Source organism: Desulfosarcina variabilis str. Montpellier, from assembly GCF_048565275.1.
GTDB lineage: Bacteria > Desulfobacterota > Desulfobacteria > Desulfobacterales > Desulfosarcinaceae > Desulfosarcina > Desulfosarcina variabilis.
In genome coordinates, this window is the sequence record NZ_CP159846.1 from 6,257,666 (window position 1) to 6,282,417 (window position 24,752).

General features: G+C 52.3%; 24 protein-coding genes. 3 read left to right on the forward strand and 21 right to left on the reverse strand.

Translation table 11 applies throughout. The features are described from left to right. Nucleotide 1 precedes the first annotated feature (1 nt). Entirely contained in the window at nt 2-1,228 is a 1,227-nt protein-coding gene (locus tag Dvar_RS28140; RefSeq protein WP_419656468.1) for an aminotransferase class I/II-fold pyridoxal phosphate-dependent enzyme, read from the forward strand. Between the two features lie 22 nt (nt 1,229-1,250). Then, nucleotides 1,251-1,601 carry a DsrE family protein gene (locus tag Dvar_RS28145; protein ID WP_419656469.1) on the forward strand — a complete coding sequence of 117 codons (351 nt, stop codon included), beginning with the start codon at nt 1,251-1,253 and terminating at the stop codon, nt 1,599-1,601. A gap of 266 nt (nt 1,602-1,867) precedes the next feature. Here the strand turns inward: Dvar_RS28145 and Dvar_RS28150 are convergent, their stop codons facing one another. From Dvar_RS28150 to Dvar_RS28235, 18 genes are all read right to left on the reverse strand, one after another. Beyond that, nucleotides 1,868-2,398, reverse strand: coding sequence for a DUF4124 domain-containing protein (locus Dvar_RS28150; protein WP_419656470.1), 531 nt, complete (start codon nt 2,396-2,398; stop codon nt 1,868-1,870). Nucleotides 2,399-2,412: 14 nt separating this feature from the next. Further along, the gene (locus Dvar_RS28155) at nt 2,413-2,781 is read right to left on the reverse strand and encodes a hypothetical protein (RefSeq protein WP_419656471.1); all 369 of its coding nucleotides are present in this window, start codon (nt 2,779-2,781) and stop codon (nt 2,413-2,415) included. A 42-nt stretch (nt 2,782-2,823) separates the two neighbouring features. Beyond that, nucleotides 2,824-6,675 carry a PilC/PilY family type IV pilus protein gene (locus Dvar_RS28160; RefSeq protein WP_419656472.1) on the reverse strand — a complete coding sequence of 1,284 codons (3,852 nt, stop codon included), beginning with the start codon at nt 6,673-6,675 and terminating at the stop codon, nt 2,824-2,826. 88 nt (nt 6,676-6,763) lie between these two features. Further along, nucleotides 6,764-7,450: a pilus assembly PilX N-terminal domain-containing protein gene (locus Dvar_RS28165; protein ID WP_419656473.1), complete on the reverse strand. Its 687-nt coding sequence runs from the start codon at nt 7,448-7,450 to the stop codon at nt 6,764-6,766. A 56-nt stretch (nt 7,451-7,506) separates the two neighbouring features. Then, a complete protein-coding gene (locus Dvar_RS28170; RefSeq protein WP_419656474.1) occupies nt 7,507-7,977 on the reverse strand; it encodes a type IV pilus modification PilV family protein in 471 nt (156 codons plus the stop codon). A 28-nt stretch (nt 7,978-8,005) separates the two neighbouring features. Then, complete coding sequence (locus tag Dvar_RS28175; RefSeq protein ID WP_419656475.1) at nt 8,006-8,698, reverse strand: prepilin-type N-terminal cleavage/methylation domain-containing protein; 693 nt, start codon at nt 8,696-8,698, stop codon at nt 8,006-8,008. Between the two features lie 21 nt (nt 8,699-8,719). Beyond that, complete coding sequence (locus Dvar_RS28180) at nt 8,720-9,274, reverse strand: pilus assembly FimT family protein (RefSeq protein ID WP_419656476.1); 555 nt, start codon at nt 9,272-9,274, stop codon at nt 8,720-8,722. Nucleotides 9,275-9,479: 205 nt separating this feature from the next. Further along, the gene (gene lpxK / locus Dvar_RS28185) at nt 9,480-10,631 is read right to left on the reverse strand and encodes a tetraacyldisaccharide 4'-kinase (RefSeq protein WP_419656477.1); all 1,152 of its coding nucleotides are present in this window, start codon (nt 10,629-10,631) and stop codon (nt 9,480-9,482) included. Further along, on the reverse strand, nt 10,628-11,986 hold the full coding sequence (locus Dvar_RS28190) for a 3-deoxy-D-manno-octulosonic acid transferase (protein WP_419656478.1): 1,359 nt from the start codon (nt 11,984-11,986) through the stop codon (nt 10,628-10,630). Before Dvar_RS28190 ends, lpxK begins: the two co-directional genes overlap by 4 nt. Nucleotides 11,987-12,009: 23 nt before the next feature. Further along, nucleotides 12,010-13,122: an LptF/LptG family permease gene (locus Dvar_RS28195; protein WP_419656479.1), complete on the reverse strand. Its 1,113-nt coding sequence runs from the start codon at nt 13,120-13,122 to the stop codon at nt 12,010-12,012. Continuing rightward, complete coding sequence (gene lptF, locus Dvar_RS28200; RefSeq protein WP_419656480.1) at nt 13,119-14,297, reverse strand: LPS export ABC transporter permease LptF; 1,179 nt, start codon at nt 14,295-14,297, stop codon at nt 13,119-13,121. The genes Dvar_RS28195 and lptF overlap by 4 nt, the downstream gene beginning before the upstream one ends. A 19-nt stretch (nt 14,298-14,316) precedes the next feature. Beyond that, nucleotides 14,317-14,454, reverse strand: a complete 138-nt coding sequence (locus Dvar_RS28205; protein ID WP_419656481.1) for a hypothetical protein — start codon at nt 14,452-14,454, stop codon at nt 14,317-14,319. 40 nt (nt 14,455-14,494) lie between these two features. Further along, on the reverse strand, nt 14,495-15,985 hold the full coding sequence (locus Dvar_RS28210; RefSeq protein WP_419656482.1) for a helicase HerA-like domain-containing protein: 1,491 nt from the start codon (nt 15,983-15,985) through the stop codon (nt 14,495-14,497). 273 nt (nt 15,986-16,258) lie between these two features. Further along, nucleotides 16,259-17,815 carry an NAD(P)/FAD-dependent oxidoreductase gene (locus Dvar_RS28215; RefSeq protein ID WP_419656483.1) on the reverse strand — a complete coding sequence of 519 codons (1,557 nt, stop codon included), beginning with the start codon at nt 17,813-17,815 and terminating at the stop codon, nt 16,259-16,261. A gap of 6 nt (nt 17,816-17,821) precedes the next feature. Continuing rightward, a complete protein-coding gene (locus tag Dvar_RS28220; RefSeq protein ID WP_419656484.1) occupies nt 17,822-18,517 on the reverse strand; it encodes a TerC family protein in 696 nt (231 codons plus the stop codon). 260 nt (nt 18,518-18,777) lie between these two features. After that, nucleotides 18,778-19,107, reverse strand: a complete 330-nt coding sequence (locus Dvar_RS28225) for a PilZ domain-containing protein (protein WP_419656485.1) — start codon at nt 19,105-19,107, stop codon at nt 18,778-18,780. Nucleotides 19,108-19,441: 334 nt separating this feature from the next. Then, the gene (locus tag Dvar_RS28230) at nt 19,442-20,329 is read right to left on the reverse strand and encodes a hypothetical protein (protein ID WP_419656486.1); all 888 of its coding nucleotides are present in this window, start codon (nt 20,327-20,329) and stop codon (nt 19,442-19,444) included. A 349-nt stretch (nt 20,330-20,678) separates the two neighbouring features. Then, nucleotides 20,679-20,987 carry a DUF6794 domain-containing protein gene (locus Dvar_RS28235; RefSeq protein ID WP_419656487.1) on the reverse strand — a complete coding sequence of 103 codons (309 nt, stop codon included), beginning with the start codon at nt 20,985-20,987 and terminating at the stop codon, nt 20,679-20,681. 303 nt (nt 20,988-21,290) lie between these two features. Between Dvar_RS28235 and Dvar_RS28240 the strand changes: the two genes are divergently transcribed. After that, nucleotides 21,291-21,479 carry a hypothetical protein gene (locus Dvar_RS28240; RefSeq protein ID WP_419656488.1) on the forward strand — a complete coding sequence of 63 codons (189 nt, stop codon included), beginning with the start codon at nt 21,291-21,293 and terminating at the stop codon, nt 21,477-21,479. A 97-nt stretch (nt 21,480-21,576) separates the two neighbouring features. Here the strand turns inward: Dvar_RS28240 and Dvar_RS28245 are convergent, their stop codons facing one another. The 3 genes from Dvar_RS28245 to Dvar_RS28255 form a co-directional block, all read right to left on the reverse strand. Continuing rightward, complete coding sequence (locus Dvar_RS28245) at nt 21,577-22,890, reverse strand: nucleotide sugar dehydrogenase (RefSeq protein WP_419656489.1); 1,314 nt, start codon at nt 22,888-22,890, stop codon at nt 21,577-21,579. 215 nt (nt 22,891-23,105) lie between these two features. After that, nucleotides 23,106-23,981, reverse strand: coding sequence for a radical SAM protein (locus Dvar_RS28250; protein WP_419656490.1), 876 nt, complete (start codon nt 23,979-23,981; stop codon nt 23,106-23,108). A gap of 24 nt (nt 23,982-24,005) precedes the next feature. Then, a complete protein-coding gene (locus Dvar_RS28255; RefSeq protein WP_419656491.1) occupies nt 24,006-24,716 on the reverse strand; it encodes a pseudouridine synthase in 711 nt (236 codons plus the stop codon). Between the last annotated feature and the right edge of the window lie 36 nt (nt 24,717-24,752).

Genomic DNA, 24,752 nt, shown 5'->3' on the forward strand with positions numbered 1-24,752 from the left:
CATGCAACCATTCAACCCTGAACAGGACCTGATCGAGACCCGCCGGGAATTTGGTGAACACGGTGGCGTCACCCCGTCAATCGCCCGATCCTCCACATTCACGGTTATGGACCCGGAAATCATGCCGGAAATTTTTGGTGGTGTACGGGGGCCGGAAAAAGGAGGGTGCTTTCTCTACAGCCGGCATTTCAATCCCACCGTGGATATCCTGGCCCGCTATCTGTCGGCCATGGAAGGCACTGAATTTGCCGTGTGCACATCCAGCGGCATGTCGGCAATCTCCTGTACACTGCTTCAGTTGTGTCAAAACGGGGATCACATCGTCGCCAGCGATACCATTTATGGGGGCACCCATGCACTGCTGGCGGATTTGCTGCCGCAATTGGGTATCACCACGACCTTCGTGAATCCCACAGATCCAACGGCGTTTGAAAAAGCGATCACCAAACAGACGCGGGTGCTGTTCACCGAAACCATGGGCAACCCGACCCTGAAAATTTCCGATATCCCGGCGCTTTCCAAGGTGGCCAAGGCCAAGGGGGTGTCGCTTGTGGTCGATAACACCTTCACGCCCATGATTTTTTCTCCGGCGCGTCTGGGAGCGGATGTGGTGGTCTACTCGATGACCAAATACATCAATGGCGCCAGCGATCTGGTGGCCGGGGCCATTTGTGCCACCAAGGAGATGATTCACCGCCTTATGGACCTGCATACCGGTCGGGTAATGCTACTGGGGCCGACCATGGATCCACGCATGGCCTATGACATTATCCAGCGTCTGCCGCATCTGGCGATTCGCATGCGCGAGCATTCAAGAAGGGCTCTGGCCGTCTGCAGCCGTCTACATGAATTGGGCGTTCCGGTCACCTACCCGGGTCTTCCATCGTTTGCCCAGCATGATCTGGCCACCCAGCTCATTAACAAGGGATACGGCTATGGAGGCATGTTCACCATCGACTGCGGCACCCGCGAACGGGCCGACGACCTTCTCGACGACCTCCAGAACAAGGAAGATTTCGGCTACATTGCAGTCTCTTTGGGCTATTTCGACACACTGATGTCCTGTTCCGGATCCAGTACCTCATCGGAGATCAGTCAGGAGGAACAGTTGAAAATGGGGCTTTCTCCGGGCTTGGTCCGTTTTTCCATCGGTTATACCGGTACGCTTGAAAAGCGATTGGAGCAGATTGAACGTGCGGTGAAAAAAATTGGATTGACAACCTCATAAAACCATATGAAAGGAGAAGATAATGAGCAATTTTCTGTTCGTGCTGAGCAAGGATGACAACGAGGCCATGACCCGTTGCTGCCAGTTCGCCAAAGTCGCCCACGATAAGGGTCATCATGTGGATATGTTTTTCATCGATGGCGGTGTGATGTGGGCCGACAAAAACCGTGACCTGACCATCAAGACCACCACTGGCGACTGCCCCAATGATTACATGTCCTATATCGTGGAAAATGAAATCAAGATCGGGATTTGCACCCCTTGCGCCAAAAACCGCAACATGGACGAAGCCAACTTTTATTCCAACATGCAGCTCGACGGCGGCCCCCATCTGATCGACATGGCGGCCGAGGCCAAGGTGTTCAACTTTTAGTTAGTGCCCATCCAGAAATGGCTAATTTGCCCGATATCGGCGTTGCGCGAAAAATTTTATCCTCGGAATATCAACTATATGCCTGTGGTAAAATTTTTCGTGCGCCTTGATCTCGACCAAATTTTCCTATTTCTGGACGGACACTATTTATCGCCCCTTAAAAGCAGGACTGCCGCCCATGCACGAGGCACAAGGCGGCAGTCTGGATGGTCATGATAAAGGCAGGCATTCCCTTCTGGTATCCTCACCTGCCATCAATGTGGACTTTATTTGTTATACTTGTCGTAAAACGCCTTTTGCTTTTCTTTGAATTCCGCGTACCTGGACTCGTAATCATCAATTTTTCGGTTGAGCTGGTCGACCTTTTTCCTATAGGCCTCCCGCGTATCCGCATCTGCCCAGGCAGGTGGCGCTTTTGCGGCCAATGCATCCCGTTCTTTCTGTAAGGACTGATAGGTTTTTGCCAGATCCACCTGCATTCGATCGAGTTCATTGGCCTGGTTGGCCAGCCGATCATTCCAGGTATCCGCCTGTGATGTATTCGATCCTTGTGAAGATGCAGATCCAGCAGCTTGATTTCCCGAGGATTGCCCACCCGCTGCGGGTTGCGCCGGCGTACTCTTTACGGATTGATAGGTTTGCACGGTGGGCCGCTGTTCCGCTGGAACCGTTGCCAGGTTATCGGTAAACCGTTGGTTGCCATCGGCATCCGTATACCGATAATACTCACCAAATGCCATTGTCCAGCAAAGGAACATGAACGTGGTCGTGAGCAGTGCCGTTTTCCATGTCTGCATTGGCTTTTGCCTCATCAATTGGGTTCGTTCGAGATCAGTTCCAAAGCGGTCACCTGACCGGCGTTATTCACGTTGGCCCCGACTGTGTTATACTGGCTCATGCCACGGGTGCTGACCCCCGGCGCCAACGTCAGCTGGCGGTCTCCGATGATGACCTGGTTGCCGTCAACGCTGTTCAAAATACCGATAATGTCAAAATAGTCGGCGGCATTGACATTGCGCTGGTAACTTCCCCTTTCGCCAATGGGCGTGATGGAACGAATACCATGAATTCTGTCCCCATCATCGGCCAGGCTGGTTGATGCGGTCAGCAGACTGGTCATCAGCACCGCGGTGACCACAATCCATTTGCCCATGCGATTTATATTTAATTTGCAAAACATATCCAAACCTCCGAAAAGCGATTCGTTTTTATTACTGTTCGGCTAAAGTCCGAGAACCCGCCAGTAGAACATTCCCGGCAGGACCGCAGTGGTCGGAACCTCAGGAATCTGGCCCGTGGGATCCTGAAAGTACATCCGAGGACCGATCAAAAGGGGGCCGAACAACGTCGTTGCGTAGGATTCCCCGCTGGGCGGTAATGGTCCCTCAGCGGTTGTGATCACATCATCATCTCCAATAAGATTATTATTGTTAACATCAAACTGCGGCGACGGTGATCTGGCACCGCTACAGGAGAGGAACTGGTAGACCAATGAGCTGCCACCCGCATCACATGGCGAGCTTGACGGGATGGTGGAGACAAAAACAACAATTTCCTCTTTGATCATCGGCATCTGAACGATCCGCTCACCGCTTTTGGTCAGGTCGATCACCCATCCCATGTGATCGCCCGTACCAGCCACCGGATCGTACCAATTAATGGGATTGTCGGAAAGCACCACCCACTCAGCGGTCTCGTACTCAAAAATCTGTTCAAGCAGCCCGACGCTCCCACCCACCGTGGGCAGCGACCGGTCCGTTCCCAGCGTCCCCAGATATTTACTCTGAGCAGTTGCTAAATCATTCTTGAGATTCCACATGGGCCCCCAATCCCAGATGCCGTACATGGATTGCACCGTGGAATCGGAAAAATCGTTTGAGTTCAAATACTGGCCGGTACCGAAAATCACCATCAGGCCGCGTCCTTCATCCATGTGCACACAGTCCAGCATGACTTCGGGTGAGGCGGTAATCGGCTGAGGAGATCCACTGGCATTTTGGACGGTGATCAGCGGTTTGGGCGTAGCGCCGTCCATGTAGGAAAACGCCCAGTCGTCTTTGCTTGTCCCCCTGAGATCGAATTTCCACATGTTGCCCTTCAAATCACCGGCAAAGACATATTCGACGACGCCGTTAAGATCCATATCCACCGCCGCCGGCGTGGAAAGGCCGTTGCATCCGGTCACGCCGGTTTTTAACTGCTTGAGCAGGGTGCCGGTTTCCGCCTTAAGCACATAAAGCACCGCTTCGCCATTGGTACTGTCATACCCGTTGCCAAAAACAGCCACATACCCTTCCGCCTGTGTATTAACGATCAATGCCCGGCTGTAGGAATAGCCCATGTCATTGTCGGTGCCGTCTGGATATTCCCACAGTACCTTGCCGGCGTCCATGGCTGTCGGCGTGGTTACATCCAGGGCAAAATAGCCTTTACCACCTTTTCCCAGCCCGCACACCAGGACATCCTGGCTTCCGATGTCGGCCACTGTGGCGGTATTGTCCACATAAAATTTGTGAGAATACCCCGGGTCGGCTAGTTCGGCAAGGTGATCGTAGACCAGGCCGGGCACATAGGCGAACAGCTCCGTGCCGCCGGTACTGTCCGGGGTGGCATCGAAGGCGTGCAGCATCCCGTCATTGGCACCGATATAAAGTGTTCCTTTAAAATAGGTCGGCGCCGAGTGAACGATATCTCCAAAAATATGATTGCGGGTACGCAAAACCCCGCTGTGGGCAACATTTTTTGATGTATCGCCGCGAATGAAATCAACGATTTCCGCTGCCGTGCCCAACCCGCTGGCCGTGAGTTGGGTGGACTGTGATCCAGAAAGGTTGGCGGCATCGAAAACAATGCCCGAGGTACCATTGTACGAAAGAATTGTCCGGGAATCCCAGGCTGGCACCTTGCCGCTGGCATCCCAGACAGAAGATCCCACAGCACCAGATGTAACATTAACCGGCAGGGCAGATACCTCCCCATACCAGTTCGACGTGTTATACGTCCCCTGATAAATGACCGACTCCACGGTACGTTGGATGGAGTTGGTGGCCAGGGCTGCCGCCGCGCCCAACCGGCTGTCAATGTCATTTTTCAATACACCCAATGCCTCATTCAATTCAGCTGTGCTTTGTGCCGAAATGAACTTTCCCCGACCGTTGACGGCGGCATGGAACATATCATCAATTTTGCCCGTATCACCGCTTGTACTCGGCCAGGACGAGGGACAGGTCCCCCCAACGGAGCAATCCTCGTAAAGCTCGGTATTAAGAGTCCCAGTGACGCCGAAAGCCACGGTATAGGTCACCATATGCTGGTGATTGGCCGGATCAACCGTGGTAATGGGAACAGAGTCCGAAAGGTAGGTGTTCAGGTCATCCTCGTAGTATTTCATGGCCACATCCGCCAGCGTGTCGCTCGATGAGTCGCCAAACGGGCTGCCGTCGTAATCCGTATCCCCATTTCCGTCCTCATTACCAACAGATGGAGAACTGCCGTTATAATATCCATCAGTAAAAATGATTGTAAAGGCCTGCTGGCAGGTGCCGCCCTTGTCGGCTATAAAATACGGATAGCTACCGCTGTTCACCTGAGAGATGAAAGTCGATGGTTTCTCGTAAGCACCCGAAAAAAAGCGGCCGGCCTTCTTCAACCCTAAGCGCAGGGGCGTGCCATAGCTATCGATCTGGTAGTTGTATAAAATATTCAGTAACGTTGTGGAATCGTCGTAAAACGTGCCGTCCAGATTGACTTTTATCGGCAGGACGCGTTGGTCTTTACTATGGTAGTCATTGATAAAAAAGAGACCGATAAAAATGCCATCCGACGTGTCGATCACATTGGCGATGGCATTTTTTGCCGTCAGCTCGCGGCGGCGATAAAAAGAGTACCAGTTGGCGAAATTCTGGACTTCCTCGGCATAAGTCCTGCCGGTAACGATACCTGCGGTCGCCGCTTCAGCGTCGGTGAGCTTCACCAATTTATCTGCGCTAACAACTTCCCGGTTGTCCGTGGCGCTATCCAGATTGACCTGGTAGTACTCGATCACGCCATTGAGCAGATTGACCAAATAGGTGCCATTACCATTCTGAACATAGTAGTGGCGTCTGGCAATATTACTGATGGGACTATCTGCAGGAACAAATTTAACGGCGTCGGCGTCCACCTGAGAGGTCGAGGCCACCTCGCTGATTTCAACCACTCCTGTTCCGGAAGAAAAAGAAACACCCGATGCGATCGGATACCAGGCACCATATTGCGTAGCCTGATCGATTTCTGTGGTCACTGTTGTATCTGCATAGGTAACATAGTCGACCTTGATTCTAGTGCTATTTCCTCCACGACACCATGCGTAAACGTCATAAGTCGTTGATGTATCCAAACCGGTTGCCGTCCACTTGGCAGTAAAAGTCTCTGTTCCGCTATTTACAATTGAATAGTGATAACTCGTATCGTAATATGCACCGCTAGTGTTCCTGTACCAATAACCATTGCCCGTACCGGTAACACTCAACGCAAAACCGCTGGCATCATCGTTATCAACGATAATCCCATATTCATCCCATTCATGCCACATGGCCGTCATGTCAAGCTGATAGCCGCTGATGACCGGGTTGGAGAGCGGAAGGTCGGGGTCGGCGTCGGAAAACGTCGGCCAGGGCGTGTACTCGGTGGTGGGATCATAATACAAACCGTTGTACCCCGCCCACTGGGACATCCAGCGCATTCTGTTGCTGCTGCTGCCCTCCAGACTCCCATACCCGTATTCATTGTCTAAGTTGTCGGCGGTGTACCGTTCGGAAAACACGTAGTAGCTGCCATTGAATACCCCACTCCCCTCTTGTGCCGGTGGACACATGATGCTCCAGTCCATGCTGCCCGAATCGTCCATGACAAACATGATCATGCCCGGCGCCGCCTGCTCCAGTGCATCCAAAGGGATGTCCGCAAGGTCCATACACGAGGCACCGGCCGTGTGAGGATTGCCGGCGATAATGGCCAGCCAGACGCCCATGGCGGCGATGATGATTCTCAGCCCTGGATTCTTTTTCTTCTGTGTTATCGGTAATGCATTCATACCTGTCCTGCCTTTCGAAGATCTGTTGCTTATCTGTAGCCCACCAGCCGCATCAGACGCGGGCCGGCTATGGGCACCGATGACTGGCCTACCACTGCCGTTTGACACCAATTTCCTGGCGGATCAGCCCAAAGCCGTTGTCGTTGCGGGCGGCATTTAGGGATACGTACTCCGCAATAATCCGGCCCTCGCGCCAAGTGGGATTGTTCGTCCCCGTCGTCACACTGGTGCTCCCGCCGGTCGCGCCCAGGCTGACGGGCTGCCAGCCCACCACCGCATAGCGCAAATTGCCGTTGGCTTCTTCGCCCCGGTCATCAAGAAATGGCATCACGTTGTTCACGAAAAGGGGAGTGGTATTGGCATCAAGAGAATTGTTGAAATCCAGGCAGGGCTGGGTGAATTCGTTTTCATACCAGATGGTATTGATCAATTCCTCCGGCGCGCCGGCAGTGGTGATGGACTGGTCATTGATCCATAGGTTCAATGCCTGATTGAAATTGTCCGGGTTGGAATTATCCAGCTGCATGAATTCCTGCAGCCCCCGCATGAGGGCCGCCTGAGCCAGACCGATATTTTGCTTGTGAATGCCCACGTTGCGGGAAATGAAATTCTCGGTAACCACCGTTTCGGAGGAAACGATGCCGATGACGGTCATGATCGCCAGGATCATCAGCACCATTACGGTCACCGATCCGCTCTGGTTCTTCAAAACGGCGGGTGCCGGCGTTGCCACAGGCGGATCGAATTCAGATCGTTTTTTTATCGTGTTTGCCATTGGTTGACCTCGGATATTGGTGTTGATCAAACCATCGTTGCCATAACCGATGATGCTCAGGGCATCCCGGTGGCCCACCAGGTTTTGACAAATTGGATCTCGGCAAGCCTCTCATTGCCCCCGACAGGCGTCACCCAAACGGTGATTAGCTTGCACACCGTATAGGTCCCGGCCGGAACCTGTGACAATACTGCTGCATTTTGGGCGGGGATGGGCCTATCGTCCTCCACATTCCAGTGTACATCGTAACGCCCGTTGGCGTGGGTAAACTGTTGGGTGCCGGCCGTCAACGCTGCCGGAACGGTCCATGTGGCCGTGTCCATGAACCTTGTGGAAACGAGGGTCTCCTTCTGTTCCTCGGCAATAGTCCACGCCTCGGTCTTGCGGGTCAGATCGCGGGTGCCCATTTGCGAACGGGTCTGGAGCGCGCCCAAGGCCATCAGGCCGATCGAGAAGATGGCAATCGCCATCATCAGTTCGATAAGCGTAAACCCAGCCTCGTTGGATAGCGAACGTCGTGAGTTCATGCGTTTCCCTTTCATTTTGAATCACTCTTTAAATTCCAAGGTTGCGGCACTGAATCAAAGTGGAAAACATAACGCGCCGGTAGGAATCGTTCTGGGCCGCCAGGATTTCATCGCCCTGCGGGTTGAAATATGCCGTGCTATCCGTGTGCGCGCCAACAAACCCGACGCCCCCGGCCTCCCCGGCCCGGGCAACGATGGTCACCTGGATGCTGCGGATATTGGCCAGCTGGCCGGCGGCAACAGGCGTGGCCATCACGGCGGGCGGGGTGCTGTTGTCAAAATAGACGAAATTCAGCGCATCCACATTGCGGGCAAGCGGCTGCAATGTCCCACTGTTGCTCACATCGCGCCCCAGATGACCGCTTGTGTTGATCGCGTAGCGAATATCTTCACCCGGATCATTGACATCTCCATCGGGTGTGCGATCGACGCCATTGCTGATATCCATGGTAAAACGAAGTTGATTGCTATCGGCAAGCAGAATCCCGGCGATCGCGGAAGAAGCAGGAACCGTATCAAATCCGGCCTTGCAAATTTCGTTGATCATCACCTCCATGGCCCCCCGCATGGTCTGATTCATATCGGTCATCGCTTCCTGGGTATTTTTCCCGCGCACCTGAACCTGATAGGTGGCCACCACGACCGCCATCATGATCGAAGCAACAGCCATGGCCACAAGCAGTTCGATAAGGGTAAAACCTTTATTAGATGTATCGTTCATTGATTTTTGCCTCTTTCGATTTTATGGACATTGGCCGACTCGGGAACTGCCGGCCGTACTCACGAAAATGGCACGACATAAACCATTGAAGTGCTGTATCTCCACCCGACCTGCAGGGACGACCATCCCCCTGTTCGTGTAGCGCAAAAGCCCGGCCACCCCTGAACTGGAAAAGGTGGTATTTGTGACAGTCACGCCTGGTGGCAGTTGATGGGTGACCACAGCACCAGGGGTGGCCGCGCCCAGGACAAGCGCCTGGGTCTGGGTATCAAAGCTGTCTGCGGCGTTAAAAACGACATCCGCCGCAAGATTGCTTTTAACGGCAGCCATGCGTGTGCTTTCCATGGCCGATTTTACGCCTCGTACAGCGGCATTGAACTGGGCGTTAAAGCGCCAGTTAATGAAATTGGGAATAGCAATCGCAGCCAAAACGGCAAAGATAGCGATGCTGATCATCAACTCCATCAGCGTAAACCCCAATGGGTTGCCTGAAATCAATCCAACTTGTAAACGGCTGGATGCATGTTCGATCGCATCGACGGATTCATCAACAGTTGAGCCATATTCGTACTGCATTGATTACCTCCATTAGAGATTTCCCAATCAATACTACAAACTTTGTGCCACCAGATGAGGGAAAGTCATGGTCAACGGGCCAATCCCGCGCCAGTCGGACCGTTGGATCAATGAAAAATACTGTTGGATGGATCAATTATCCCTAAAAATGCATCGGCATGAACAGGGCAAATCTTAAAAAATTTTATAGTATTTCAAGCTACTATTAATTTTTTTTAGAGGGCTGCTTCATCACGTTGGATAAAGCCGTTGTTAGAAAGGAAAAAAAGGATGGAGAATCGTTATTCCAGCCGATACGCACATCAACGGTGACCACCGGCAGCGGCCAGCGATAGATGGGCTCTACTTTAACCCAGTCTTTTGCCGTGGTGATCAATATCTCGGCACCGTTGGCGACGGCGTGACGGAAAATGCGCTGCATATCCTTCTCGTCATAGGGGTGATGATCACCAAAGGCGAACTGACGCACAAGACGGGCGCCGCCTTGCTTCAACGAATCGAAAAATTGGTCGTTGTCCGCAAGGCCGGCGAACGCGACTGCTGTTCTATCCTTCAGGGCCGAAAAATTCGCCATTTCATTGGAGGAAGAACCATTGGAAGTGGAAACGGAGTGAACAACAGGAACATGAATCGAATGAAATACAGGCCCATGGAACGTCAGCGGCGGCAAATGATCGGAGCCTGCGGCAGCGTCACAGCGGGTAAGAACCAGGGCATGGGCACGACAAAGCGCAGAGGTCGGCTCCCGCAACCGCCCGCGGGGCAGCAGGTGCCCGTTTCCCAGGGGAGCATGCTGATCCAGCAGCACCAGATCAAGATCCCTTTTCAGACGTAAATGCTGAAAAGCGTCATCCAAAACGATGATATCCGGGGAAAACCGCTCGATGGCCAGCATGCCTGCTTGATACCGGTCACTGCCCACCACAACGGGAATATCGGTCAGGGCTGTCGCGATCAAATAAGGTTCATCACCCGCATCATCAGGACCGAGCAACACGGTCCGACCATCGCTGACCACGCCGGTCGAGCCTTCCATGCGTCCCCTATACCCACGGGAAATCACGACCACTCGGTATCCCAGCTTTTTTATGGTCTGGGCGACAAAAATTGCCATTGGCGTTTTACCCGTACCCCCGGCGGTGATATTGCCAATGGAGACTACCCGGCATGGCAATGACTTGGTTGGGAAAATGCCTGTTTGATAGAAACGCGCACGAATGGCCATCACGGCGCCATAAAGAATCGAGAAAGCATGCAAAACGGTTGCGATGCCCAAGAGCTGTGCCTGCCCGTTATCTTTGGCGATCGATGTGATACGGTTTTTAATCCGCTCCACGGCTGTTTTTCTGCGGCTCATGCTCCCAACAATCCTGATGATGCCTGTACCGGTATTCGTCCGCCAGACAGGGCATCGACATTGATGATGGCCATGGTTCGGGCCACGGCCCCCTGATGACGATTTAAAACGGCAAGGGCCTTTTGCCCCATCTCGTTTTTATTCTTGTCGTCTAAAAGGAGTTCACGGATGGTATCCGATAGGTCTTTTTCATTGGCAACACGCCTGGCGCCCCCGCTTTTTTCCAATGTCCGGGAAATCCAATCAAAGTCATCGGTGTAAGGCCCGAAGAGGATGGGTTTGGCCACGGATGCGGGTTCCAGGGGATTATGCCCCCCTGCATTTACCAAGCTGCCGCCCACGAAGGTGACATCGGCCAGGGCATAAAGTATACGCAAGATGCCAAGGCGATCGACCACCATCACAGCGCCTGGCAATCGCTTTTGCGTTTCAAGTTGAGCCATGGTCATGGCCTGAAGGCCCAAACCACAAAACTCGTCGCAAACATCGCCCGCCCGATCCGGATCACGCGGAACAACAATCAGGTCCACAATCAAGCCATCCGTACAAAGTCGTTGAAGGGCCTTGCCCAGAATCTTTTCTTCATGCGGGTGGGTACTTCCGGCAACCCATACAGGGTTGCCGCCTTGAAACCCCAGTGCCGCCTGCAGTTGTTCATACGCCTTTGGGGGAACATCTACCGGTGGCTGATCAAATTTCATGTTGCCGGCGATAACAACGGTTTCATCAGGCAGCCCAAGATCGATAAAACGGTGCCGGTCTCTTTCCGCCTGAACGCAGATTCGCCGAAAAATCGATAGCAAGGGGACCATTAAAAAAGCGATCCGCTTATATCCACGGTACGAGCGGCCCGAAAGCCTGGCGTTGACCAAATACACAGGGATGCGACGCCTTTTCAGCAGGCAAAGAAAGTTTGGCCATAGGTCGGTTTCTACGATCACTACCGCTCGCGGCCGGATAACCGCCAATGCCCGGTTCACGGAAAAAAGGGTATCGTAGGGAAAATGCCTGATCAAACGTACATGAGGGGCAATCACCCGTCTTGCGGTCTCAACGCCGGTACGTGTGGAAGCGGTAAACACCAGGTTTTTTACGCCATGTTGCCGGGCCAGCGCTTTTACCAGCGGCTCGGCCGATAATACCTCACCCACGGAAAGGGCATGAATCCAAACAGCAGTGGACATGTCAGCTGCATCGACCGACCCTTCAAATCCGCTCGGCGGCGCCATCCACAACCGGCTGAAAAAAGTCTTCCGATACTTCTGGCGAAATCGTACCAGGGGAATCCACAGCGGACAGAATAGGCACAGTGCCGCGAGCATCAACGTATTGTAGACAACAAGAACAAGGCGCATGTTTTAAGCCATACCTATTGGTTTTAGTTAATACTGAACACCAGCACCCCCGCCGCACAGGAAAAAACCAAGTTCCCCATCCAGGCGGCGATGATCGGTGGCAGCATTTCAGCATAGCCCAGAGCAAGGCAAAGGCTGTTGAATACCCAGTATAAAAAAGTAATTCCCAATCCATAGGTAATGCTGATCGCCATGCCTTCACGCAATTTTCCACGCAGAGCGATGCCGGCACCAAGCACACTTAAAAAAATACACACGAATGGATTGGCGATTTTGCTCTGGTAATCGACCCGGTAACGGGTGGCGCCGTACCCTTCCCGTTCGACCTTTTCTATATAGCGGCGAAGCTCTGCCAGTCCCATCTCATCCGATCGCTTGGCTGCCTGAGCCAGGTCTTCCGGATTGAGATCAATCTGGGCGTCCAGTGTCTGGTGCACTGTTACACGATAGCTTTCGGAATCCGCTTCGAGGGTTTGCTGAATCACATCGTTGAGTTGCCAATTACCATTGATAAATTCACCGGTCTTGGCATCAACACGTTTGACTATAAATTCACCGGACTTGGCGTCAACGCGTCTGACCAACTGAAAATCATCATCAAAGGCATGAATGGTGATCCCTGAAACCCGCTTTTCTTCGGGTGCATACTGCGAGATATGGATGATCTGGCGTGCGGACCGCATCCAGATATCGTTGGTTTTGGATGCATAGATATTTTTTTTTCGGACCTCCTGCAGCCAGATCTGGTTAGCCTTGGCCATAAAAACCGGCACGATCCTATCGGCGGTGACAAATAATGCGCCGCATAAAAAAAGGCCTATCACCAGGGTTGGTTTGAGTATGCGCCTTTTGCCAATGCCACAACTTTTCAAGGCGATGATTTCGTTGTTTTTGCTCATCAACCCCAGGGCAATCAAAATCGAGAGCAAAAACCCCACAGGGGCAATTTGAACGGCGATAAACGGCAGTTTATAGGCTAAATGAACCAAACAACGACCGGCAGATACACCAGCCTCCATAAAATTGTCTATCTTTTCTATGAAATCAACGGCCACATAAATACTCATCACCGCTATCAACACGATAAAAAAGGTGATCAATATTTCACGGGTCACATAGCGGTATAAAATCGTCATCTTTTCTTGACCAATCGCATGGCGGTGTCCATCACAGGCGTTAAAAAAGTCATTGAAATCGTTTTTTCTTTTGCCGATCGCACCAGAAGAACAATACCCAGCCCCCCAAGAATCAAGTTGGGCAACCACATGCCGATGGCTGGGTGCAACTTGCCATTTTCAGCCAGTGCAGAGCCCATGGATAGCAAAAGGTAATAAAGCAGGAAAAACAGCAGACCCAGCCCAACGCCGAACGCCTTTTTTGCGTTTCGCGATTGAATGCCAAGGGGCAGGGCCAGAAGCGCCATGGCCAGGCAGGCTACCGGTATGGAAATTTTTTTATGCAAATTCAGCAACCCGTCAAAGTAAGCGTTCTTATTATCCTTGACTTGCTTCAAGTAGTCTCGCAGTTCAGCCAACGTCATTTCCTTGGGCCGCTTGCTTGCCATTCCGGGAGCGTTGATGACATCTCTCAAATCCAGCCGAATATCGTAGGTTTCGAAATTGATCGTGTGAGAAGAACGGTCCTGCATATTCATCTGGTTGATGGTTCCATTATAAAGCCTTAAATGATAGATCATTTCATTGGGGTTCCCGAACAGTTTGCCGCGTTTGGCAATGACCGTGTTATTGACCCCTTTGGTTCGGCCATCTTCAATCAACACATGGTGCAGCACTTTGCTTTGGGGGTCGATACGGTTGACGTAAAGCATGATATTTTTAAAGCTGTCGTTAAATGTCCGTTCTTTCAAGCTTACGCTTAAATTGGCACTGGCCACGTCAAACAGCAGGGTTTTCAATCGATCAGCGCTCTGCGGCACCCCGACAATCGTCATATAGCCGGTGATCAGCATGCCCATAACGCCGAATGTCAGGACGGGCGGCAACAGACGAAAAACACTCACCCCGCCTGCTTTCAGAGCCATAATCTCATTGTCGCCGGACATTCTCAAGATGGACAGCAAAACAGCCATCATCACCGACATGGGAATGACATACTGGAGAAAAAGCGGCATCATATAGATGAAAAGAAGACATACCGCCCCCGCCCCGACCTTTTGATTGACGATCATGTCCGTAATCTCGAGGATTTCTTTCATTAAAAAGATAAATGAAAAAAACGCCAGATTGATAACAAACGGCGGAAGCATCTCAAAAATGAGGTAGCGAAACAAAATGGAAAACGGGGTGATCAACGGTTATCCCAAATGATTTTCAAATATTATCGCGGGGCGCGTTTGACTCATCCTGCTCATGCAAAATGGCGTCATCTTCATCGTCGTCCGATGCGTCCGCAGGGCTATCGTTATCCAAAGACTCGTCATCTTCCCAGTCATCGCCTTCATCGTTCATGGGAACTTCCTTTCTTTGATAAATTCATGTCCAATACACCTTAACGTCGACCAAAAAGAGATCCCAGCACACCGCGAATAATTTGCCGACCAATACTGCTGCCAATGGAGCGTGCGGCACTTTTTATCATTGCCTCGCCCACCGACTGGCGTGAACGACCGCTTGAAGACCGGCGGTGTGCAGCCTGTCGTTGTTGACGTTCCATTTCCAGCTCTCGAAGGCGCTGTTGTTCTTGGATTTGTGCGGATTCGGCCCGCTCTTTGAGCATTTCATAGGCCGACTGCCGATCGATTGGCGCATCATAGCGCCCACGTACAGGGGAACGCTGGATGAGGATTGATAGCTCTTCTTCCGACAGCGGACCAATCCTGCCTTCTGGCGGGGCAATCAATGTCTGTTGCACCGGTTTGGGCCGTCCATCATCATCCAGCACAGATACCAGCGCTTCACCGGTTCCCAGGATCGATAGGGTATCCACCGTACTGAACTGTGAATTGGGCACAAAGGATGCAGCCACAGCCCGGATATTTTTTTGATCCTTGGCCGTGAAGGCCCGCAGGGCATGCTGGACTTTGAGTCCCAGTTGCCCCAGAACCGTTTCAGGCAGATCAAGTGAATTTTGGGTGATGAAATAGATTCCAACCCCTTTGGAACGGATCAGACGCACCACTTGCTCGATTTTTTCCAGCAGTGCCTTTGGCACCCGGTTAAACAGCAGATGGGCCTCATCGAAAAACAATACCAGTTTAGGAATTGGCACCTCGCCTGTTTCGGGCAGTTGCTCGAACAGCTCGGCCAACAGCCACAGCAAAAAGGCTGCGTACAATCGCGGAGCCGTATGAATCAGCCGGCCAGCATTAAAAAGGCTCACCACCCCACGACCGGAAAAATCGGTGTGCATCAAATCGGCCAGTTGCAGAGCCGGTTCTCCAAAAAAGCGCTCGGCGCCCTGCTCTTCCAATACCAGCAAGCGCCGCTGGATGGCACCTAAACTGGCACTGGTGATGTTACCATATTCTGCGCGCAGGCGGCTTGCATTTTCGCCCATCCAGGCCAGCAAGGCCCGTAAATCCTTCAAGTCCAGCAATAACAATCCCTGGTCGTCGGCGATATCAAACCCGGCATAGAGAATCCCGGTCTGGGTGTCGTTCAGCTCGAGCAGGTTGGACAGAAGCAACGGCCCCATTTCCGATATGGTGGTGCGCACCGAATGCCCCGTCTTTCCATCCATATCCCAAAACAGGGTCGGACACGGTTGGTGCCGATATCCTGACAGCGGGATCAGATCGAGCCGTTCGTTGATTTTGGGGTGAGGCGTTCCGGCTGCAGCAATGCCGGACAGATCGCCTTTGACGTCCACGGCAAAGACCGGCGTTCCCATCCTGGAAAATCCCTCGGCCAGCACCTGTAAGGTCACCGTCTTGCCCGTGCCCGTGGCGCCGGCCACCAACCCGTGGCGGCTGGCCATCAGACCGGACTGAACCACCAATTGGCCTTGTGAACCACCAATGCTTACCACAGCAGGGGGCATGCGTATCTCCCGGTTTGCTATGACGCAGGCATCTTCCCCAACAAAGGGATGCCGCTGGTCGATAAATCAGATTCCACCGTCTGTTTAGGAATTGATGAACTCGTAAAAAGTCGCCGTTCGGACGGATTCGTAAAAAGCCCGAGATCAAGGCTTGCGAATCCGTCAGGAATTGATAGTAAAACATCCTGGTACAAATTGAAATGCCCAATATTGCCAGTTCACAAGCCGTTTGGCAAGCCTGCCGGCTTGTGATAGATCTTCGAATGGAAACAATCACGCTTTCAGATATCGCATCACCGCCTCGGCGGCGCGCTGCCCATCCACGGCGCAGGAGACAATGCCGCCGGCGTAACCGGCCCCCTCACCACAGGGAAACAATCCTGCCAGATGAACATGCTGAAGGGTCAATGGATCTCTTGGGATTCTTACCGGGGAGGAGGTTCGCGACTCGACGCCCACGACCAGGGCATCGTTGGTGACAAACCCCTTCATGCGTCTGTCAAAGGCTTTGAAAGCGGTTTGTAATCGCCCGGCAATGGCCTTGGGCAGCCAATGCGAGAGTTCTGACGACGTCACGCCGGGAGGATAAGAACAGGCTGGCAGGGTGGTCGAAGGCCTGCCGGCCACAAAATCGGCCAGCCTTTGGGCCGGCGCCACCACGCCCCCACCGCCATGCTGATGGGCAAACTGCTCGAGCGTCTGCTGAAAATCGAGTCCGGCCAGAGGCCCCTTGACCGCCAGCTCTGGGATATCGTCCAGGGCAATCTCCACCACTATACCGGCATTGGCAAAGGGTGAGTTGCGCTTGGCGAATGACATCCCATTGACTACCAGGGCGCAATCCTCGGTGGAGGCCGGTACAATGAACCCGCCCGGACACATGCAGAAACTGTACACCCCCCGCCCATCTACCTGCTGGACCAGCCGATAGGCGGCCGCCGGCAGGTACTGCCCCCGCGGCTCGCCATGATACTGGATACGATCGATCAGCAATTGGGGATGCTCGACTCTCACCCCCATGGCAAATGGCTTGGCTTCCAGCGCGACACCCTTTTCTGCAAGCAGGGAATAGATGTCCCGGGCACTATGACCGGTGGCCAGGACTACCGCCCGGCCATCCAACCGCCCGCCATCCTTGAGCATCACCCCCATAGCCCGGCCGTCTCGAATCCACAGGCCGGTCACCTGCTGTTGAAAAAAAATCTCGCCACCATGCTCCACGATGGTCTCACGCATGGCCTGGACAATGCCGGGCAATCGGTTGGATCCGATGTGCGGATGAGCCTCATATAAAATGGCCGGATCCGCGCCATGCCGGCAAAAGCATTGCAGCACCCGGCGATGGTCGCCCCTTTTTTTAGACCGCGTGTAAAGCTTGCCGTCGGAAAAAGTACCCGCCCCGCCTTCACCAAAGGCATAATTGGATTCGGTATTTAAAAGCCCGCGTCGATTGAGCGCAGCCACGTCACGCCGTCTGGGGCCGACAGCCTTGCCCCGCTCCACCACGATGGGTTTGAGCCCTATTTCCAATAAACGCAGGGCCGCAAACAGGCCCGCCGGCCCAGTGCCCACAACCACTACCGGCGGCGCCTGGCGCACATCCCGATAATTGAAGTCGGGCAATTCCGGTACACTGACCTCACCATCGGCATACACATCAACACTTAAATTCACACGAACCGGCCGTTTACGGGCATCGATGGAGCGGCGTGCAATCCTATGTTGATCGACCTGGACGGGGTGACCGGTCTGGCGGGCCAGCGCCTTGACAATCGCTTGCGGGTCGGCGGCCTTTTGGGGGGAAAGAACAAGAGAAACGGTTTTGGGCACGGTGCGTCAAACCTTTTCGCGACGATTGTGTTCGTAGCGCATTTGCAGGATCTCAACCATCAGGGCGAATCCCATAGGCAGATAAATATAGGCCTTGGGCACATGCTTGTGCAGCCCTTCCATAAAGATGGTCACCCCGATGGTAATCAAAAACGAAAGGGCCAGGATTTTAAGCGCCGGGTGCTTCAGGATGAAATCACCAATGGGCGCAGCGAAAAACAAAATGCCCACAAAAGAAAGCACCACCGCCGTAATAATGATCCACAGGTGACTGGTAAGCCCCACGGCCGTGATTACCGAGTCGACGGAAAAAACGATATCCAGCAGCACGATCTGGGTGATCACGGAGGCAAAACCGGCGGATTGACCATTTTCCCGATGCAGTTCTTCGTCCTTGATTTCAATGGTGTGATGGATTTCGCGAACAGCCTTGTAGAGCAAAAACAGGCCCCCGGCCAAAAGGATTAGATCCCGTACCGACAGATTGGCCACCACTGGATTGGTGAGCGCGGCAAGGGCCACAACCACAGCCAGCATGACAATCCGGGCCACCATGGCCAAGCTCAATCCGACCAGGCGCGCTTTTTGACGTTGGGCCTCAGGCAGTCGCCCCACAAAAATGGCGATCACCAGCACATTGTCCACCCCAAGCACCAGTTCCAATCCAATCAACAGGGCCAACAGCCCCAATGCGTCTGCCATCAATTACCTCTTCACCCAATACCGGTTTCCAGCGCTCTGCCGCCACGGCCGTCCGCGATACTTAGTTTGCCCTGGCGATCCACTTCACCAAAAGGCATCCCGGTGCACCGCTCCCTCATTTCATGGTCGTCAGTTAAATGTCAATGGACTTTTTTAGGCTGGCCTGCATCCACTCGGATCGCACATGATGTTTTTACAAAACAGTCGCTTATCCATTTTACGGTGCTAAGCATGATTGGAGTGAGGAATCGAAAGGTCTCTTAATAAGGCATGAGATATACGGCACCCATTTCATGGTAAGGCACCCCTTGACGGTTCACCTCATGGCACCATTTGATCGTACAAAACCCCATTGTCCTCAGCTGGCAATCGCTGTCCGGTGAAACATGCTGGTAATTTTCCCCAGAGGCACGAACAAGGATGGTGGTCCCCGGAAAAAGTGCTCGATGGCTGAAAAAGCGGATCCCCTGCGCACTGAAATTAATCAGTCCTCCCTTGATTTGCCCGTTGTTGTGATGGGTAAGCAATAATGTGAGCTGTCCTTGACCATGATGCCGGGGATGGTTCCTTTTTTCCTGTAGTTTCACCATATCCACTCCTTTTCCAACAACTGCCAATCTTTCCTGACACACCCATAGGCAACCCATTCACGGGTGTGAGTAAGCAGACTGCTTACATCTCCTTGTCTTGGATCAGTCACAAAGAAAGCCGTGCAAGGGTTAGGAAATCAGTTCATAACACAATGAAGAGATGGGTGGAGCGGAGAGGGTCAATTTCAATCATAAATGAAGTACCCCAGCATTAGTAACACTCTATAATGGTCAAAGATAAAAGTAATACTAAATCATTATTAGCATACCCGTCAAGTCTTGTAAAATATCCTTGATAACAGCGAAAGCGCCATTTGATGAGATCATTTTAGGATCAATTGGTGAGCTTTTGAGCCGCAGCATCGTACAACGGTTCAAGGCTAGCAAACAGCGCTGCTAAATCCGCGGCGATGGCTTGCTGTTTGGCGATGACAGCCTCCTTTTGCATGCACTTTTCAATACGCAGATCAAATTCCTCCGCTTTCGCCACCGAAGCAAGAAACTCAGAGAGTCTTCCGATATCGCTCGTCAGGTCATTGTCTTGGCAATGCACCCAGCGGTCATTTTGAATGGCGAGTCTGCCGGTGACCCCCTTTCCCGACAAATCGCAAATATAAAGATCGTAAGCCGCACATTGCTTTAACAGCCAGGCTTCGTTTTCCGGTTTTTCCAACCATGGCAGCACAGCGCGCCAATCACAGGTTTCCGGCAATGGATAGTGATAGGGAACATGAAAGCCGAAAAACAGGTGATCATTGTCAACCCGGGCATAAAATTTTGCCTGATCGGCAAGATTTTTCTGTTTTTGCCGTTTGACGTCCAACCAATGGATTTCAGGTTTGCGCAATACAGCCCAGGAATTGAATTTATATAATTTACTGGATAATTTACGGGTTACCAGACCACCTAGCTGACCCCGCCCACGCCAGTTTGTTTTAGAGACAACTAGACCAAAATCGTCAGATTCAAAGCCGGAAAACGGTTTTTTGGATTTTGCGGTGGCCGCTTTGGCCTTTTTTTTCTGCGCCAGCTGCTCCTGCTCCAATTCTTTTTCATGCTGCATGCGTTCAATAATACGCTGTTGCAGAGCGATCGACGTCGATATCTCCTCACCGCTTTCCCAACGAATATCCATTTGGTCTCTATGAATGGCGACGACTTCAAACACGCCTTTCATATTTTCATATTTTTCACCTACTTCAAACCGGATTTCTTCGCTCATGAATTTCTCCTCGATCCTTATAACATTAGGCCCTGTTTCATTATCAAACTACCGCACCCGATAAGTTGATCTCATGTTTTTTGCACATGAAATCAACTGATAATCTTGTACGATACAATTTGTCCGTTGGTTTCTTAGTCAGGAATCAAAAGAAACCGCCCCGATCCTCGGGAGGGAAAAATGGGCAGGGCCGGAAATGATTCTATATATCGAACATACTTTTTATATAGTATCGGGTGCATTTCTATTTGTCAAATCAGCGCCGTTGCTTTCATCAGTATGGTTGACGCAGGACAGAAAGGTTGAAAATCAGGTGGATAGGGAAAAGTCGCATCGAGTAAAGGGGTAGCTACTTAACCACTTTCAATGCATTTCCGGACAGCAGACGTTTTTGCAATTCCTTGAGGATAACAAAGGAAGCTTGTTCTGGCGTGATGGTTTTCAGGAATGATTTGGACAGACACGACTGCATCAGCGGATCATTACCCGGCAATCGAAACTCAGTCCGCAAAAAACGTCCATAAGACTGATGGAACCGTATCAAGCCGGCCTCATTCATGTTGGCCAGGCGTGTCTTGTCGGCAAACGTCATTTCTGCTTCAAGCTTCTCCACGACTTTTTCCACACTGGGCGGAAATTTTTCCAGAAAATCAGACATGGCGGACATTCCTAAAAAGAACCATTATTCTTTTCCGATTCATTGATACCGGTCTTCGAACAAGCGCCTTGGGACCTAATGCGCTTGTAGCGTTATGCCTTGTAAAATAAGTCCGCCATATAATCTTTCAACCGTCCTGACTTCAATTCGGTGCCCTGTGCCGATCACCCGGCAACGTGTGGTCCATCTTTTTTATGGATACCGACAAACAATTCTTCAGGGTGTGACCGTATCTGTCACACCTTGATGGTAATGTGGGATTCAAGTTAATGGGCAACAGATTTTTCACAAAGGAGGAAAGCCATGCGTAAACATGAATTGACCACCGGTTATCACGATTATTTTGAATATTTTGGTAATACCGAAATCGAACGGATCAGGAAACGGTCGGGAAAAACCCTGCGTCGGGATTGGATCATTTTTGACACGGTTGAAGACGCCATGGAATTCTTCAACAGCAAGTGTGGAGAGTTTATCGGTTATTATGCATGAGATTAGCGAGTTAGTGCCCCCTGTATCAAGCTTGATGATTGACCAGGGGGCCAAAAAAGAAAGACGACAAAACGTTCGTTAAAACACCGGATACCTTTTACAAGCGCCAGTAAATAATACCTTCTTTGGCGGCGAGTCTGGGATCAAAGGTGCTTTTGACATCCACGATGACCGGGCGATGTTTTTTGTCGCATAAACCGGCCAGTCCAGCCAGTCCCATATCACGATAATCTTTATGGGCAACGGCAAGGACTAATGCGTCCACGTCTTGCATCCGTTCCACCGATACTAAGTCGACATCGTAATATTTTTTGGCCTCATCGGAATCGGCCATCGGATCATGAACAACTACATCGACGCCGTAATCTTCAAGCTCGGCGATAATGTCAACCACGCGGGTATTGCGCAAATCCGGCACATCCTCCTTGAACGTGATGCCGAGCACCCCCACCCGGGTTTGGTTGATCTGCTTGCCTTCCCCGATCATCAGTTTGACCACCCGTTCAGCGACATATTTACCCATCCCGTCATTGATGCGTCGGCCGGCCAGAATCATCTCCGGGTGGTATCCGATGGACTCGGCCTTGAAGGTCAGGTAGTACGGATCCACACCGATACAGTGCCCGCCCACCAATCCAGGCCTGAAAGGCAAAAAATTCCATTTGGTACCGGCAGCTTCCAGCACATCCAACGTATCGATTCCCATGATATCGAAAATCATGGCCAGTTCGTTCATCAGGGCAATATTGAGGTCCCGCTGGGTGTTTTCAATCACCTTGGCGGCTTCGGCCACTTTCAGACTAGGGGCCACATGGATGCCGGCCTTGACCACACTGCTGTATACCTTTTCCAGCATCCGGGCGGTTGCTTCATCCGACCCGGACACGATCTTCATGATCTTGTCAACCGTATGCACTTTGTCTCCGGGGTTGATCCGCTCCGGTGAATACCCCACTGAAAAATCCTTGCCCAGGGTCAGGCCGGACTCTTTTTCGAGAATGGGCACACAGACCTCTTCGGTAGCCCCCGGATACACCGTGGATTCAAATACGACACAACTACCAGGACTCATGTGGCGGCCGGCTGTTTTGGATGCACTGCACAGCGGTGTCAGATCGGGAATGCGGTACTGGTCAATGGGGGTGGGAACGGCCACGATGATCAACCGGCAACTGCGAAGGGCCTCGGGATCATCGGTATAGGTGACCGCTGCAGCGGCCATTTCTTCATCGGACACCTCAAGGGTGCGATCCGTTCCGGATTTGAGTTCAGCAATGCGGCTGGATTTAAAATCATAGCCCACCACATCAAAATGCCGCGAAAGATGAACCGCCAGGGGCAATCCGACATAGCCCAGTCCCACAACGGCAATTTTCTCTTTTTTTGTTGTTAACGCCTCAAAGGTCAACATCACCTTCTATCTCCTTTATCTTTACGTTAAATATTTGCATGGATGCGTTTGCCTGTTGCGACCCATTGTCAAGCAAGTCCCCACCGCTCAACCGTATCTGATCTGATTTTGCAGGATGGATAGTGGATGTATCGACATGCAGTCACAAAAGCTTTAGATATGACGGTCGCCTGAACCGTTCTTCATCCCGAGGATGAGCAAGAATGATACCGAGGTTACTCATGACCGACAAAAAAAGGTCTGAATTCGGATTCAGGGCGCTGCAATGCAGCATCGATCTGTTCCAACAAACGACCCCGACTCTTGGGCAGCCGCCCCTCCAGATTGATATAATTGGTGTAATGATCACTACAAAGCTCGGATGGAATATCGATGAGACGGATCATGGATGCCGTCTCTTTGAGGACACCGTGAGGGCCCAACATTGTGAACACCCCTTGTTGGACCATTTTCAGCAGTGGCGTGTTGATTTTGGGCACAAAGGTCCGCAGCCGGATAAAATCTGGCTGCATACGGTTGATGACATCGGCGGTTTGTGTGGCGTGAGACAGGGTCCGTGCCGTGCCTCCAATACCGAGCATCACATAAACGCTCAGCTGGATCCCGGCTGCCCGGGTCCAGATACCGGCCTCGGTCTGTTGGGATGCGGTGGTGCCTTTTTTGATCATGCGTAAAATCTCATCATCCCCGGATTCCACGCCCACATGAATACGGGTCAGCCCCGCCTCGGCCAATCGTTTTAACCCTTCGGGGCCTTTCTTATGCATGTACTGGCTGGAGCCGTACACCGTGATTCGTTCCAGACGTGGAAAAATCCGGTGCGCATGAGTACAGATTCTGCACAGGGCATCGGTTTGCATGGCGATGGTATTGCCCGCCGGGAAAAAAAGGGTTCGCACCCCATCGCCGTGAGTCTGCCGGGCCTCATTCAGATCAGCGATAATGCCCGCCGTGGAGCGTTCCCGGTATCGGGGACCATTTTTATAGACCATGCAAAAGGTACAGCGATTGTGGGGGCACCCCACCGTTGCCTGGACCAATAGCGAATGGGCTTCACTGGGGGGCCGATATATGGGACCTTCGAAATACATGGAAAAAAAACCGTCGCTTTCTTTTTATTTTAGACCAAGTTGGCCAAGCAGTTGCCGCCGTTCATCGGCCCGCAAATAGCGCCAGGCGCCACGGGCAAGGTTGCCAAGCTTAAGGCCCGCCACCCGGATGCGGTGCAGCCGCACCACCCGATTGCCTACCTTTTTGACCATCCGGCGAATCTGCCGGTTTTTGCCTTCCATCAGAACGATGCGAAACCGGCGTTTGGAAATCCGCGTCACCCGGGCCGGCCGGGTCATCACGCCGGACAACGGCAGCCCTTTTTCCAAAAGGCCCAGTGCATGATTGTCAATGGGCCGCTCGACGGTCACATCGTATTCCTTTTCATGGTCAAACGAGGGATGCGAGAGTCGATGGTGAATGCGCCCATCGCTGGTGAGCAGGAGTAGTCCGGTCGAGTCCTTGTCCAATCGGCCCACGGGAAAAAGTCGCTGGGGCAGATCAACCAGATCTGTCACCACGGGCTCTCCGCGATGCTGGCAACTGGAGACAACGCCCGCGGGCTTATTGAGCATCACATAGATGTTGCCCTCGGAAAGGGCCACCGTCTGGCCGTTGATGCATACCGTGTCAGTATCGGGGTCCACCTTGGATCCTAGTCGGGTGATGACATCTCCATTGACCGTTACCCGACCGGCAAGGATATGGGCTTCCCCTTTGCGCCGGGAACAGGCCCCGGCGTCGGCCAGAAATTTTTGCAGTCGTACCAATGCCATGATTTTTTACATTAAATAATGCTTATTCAGAAATGG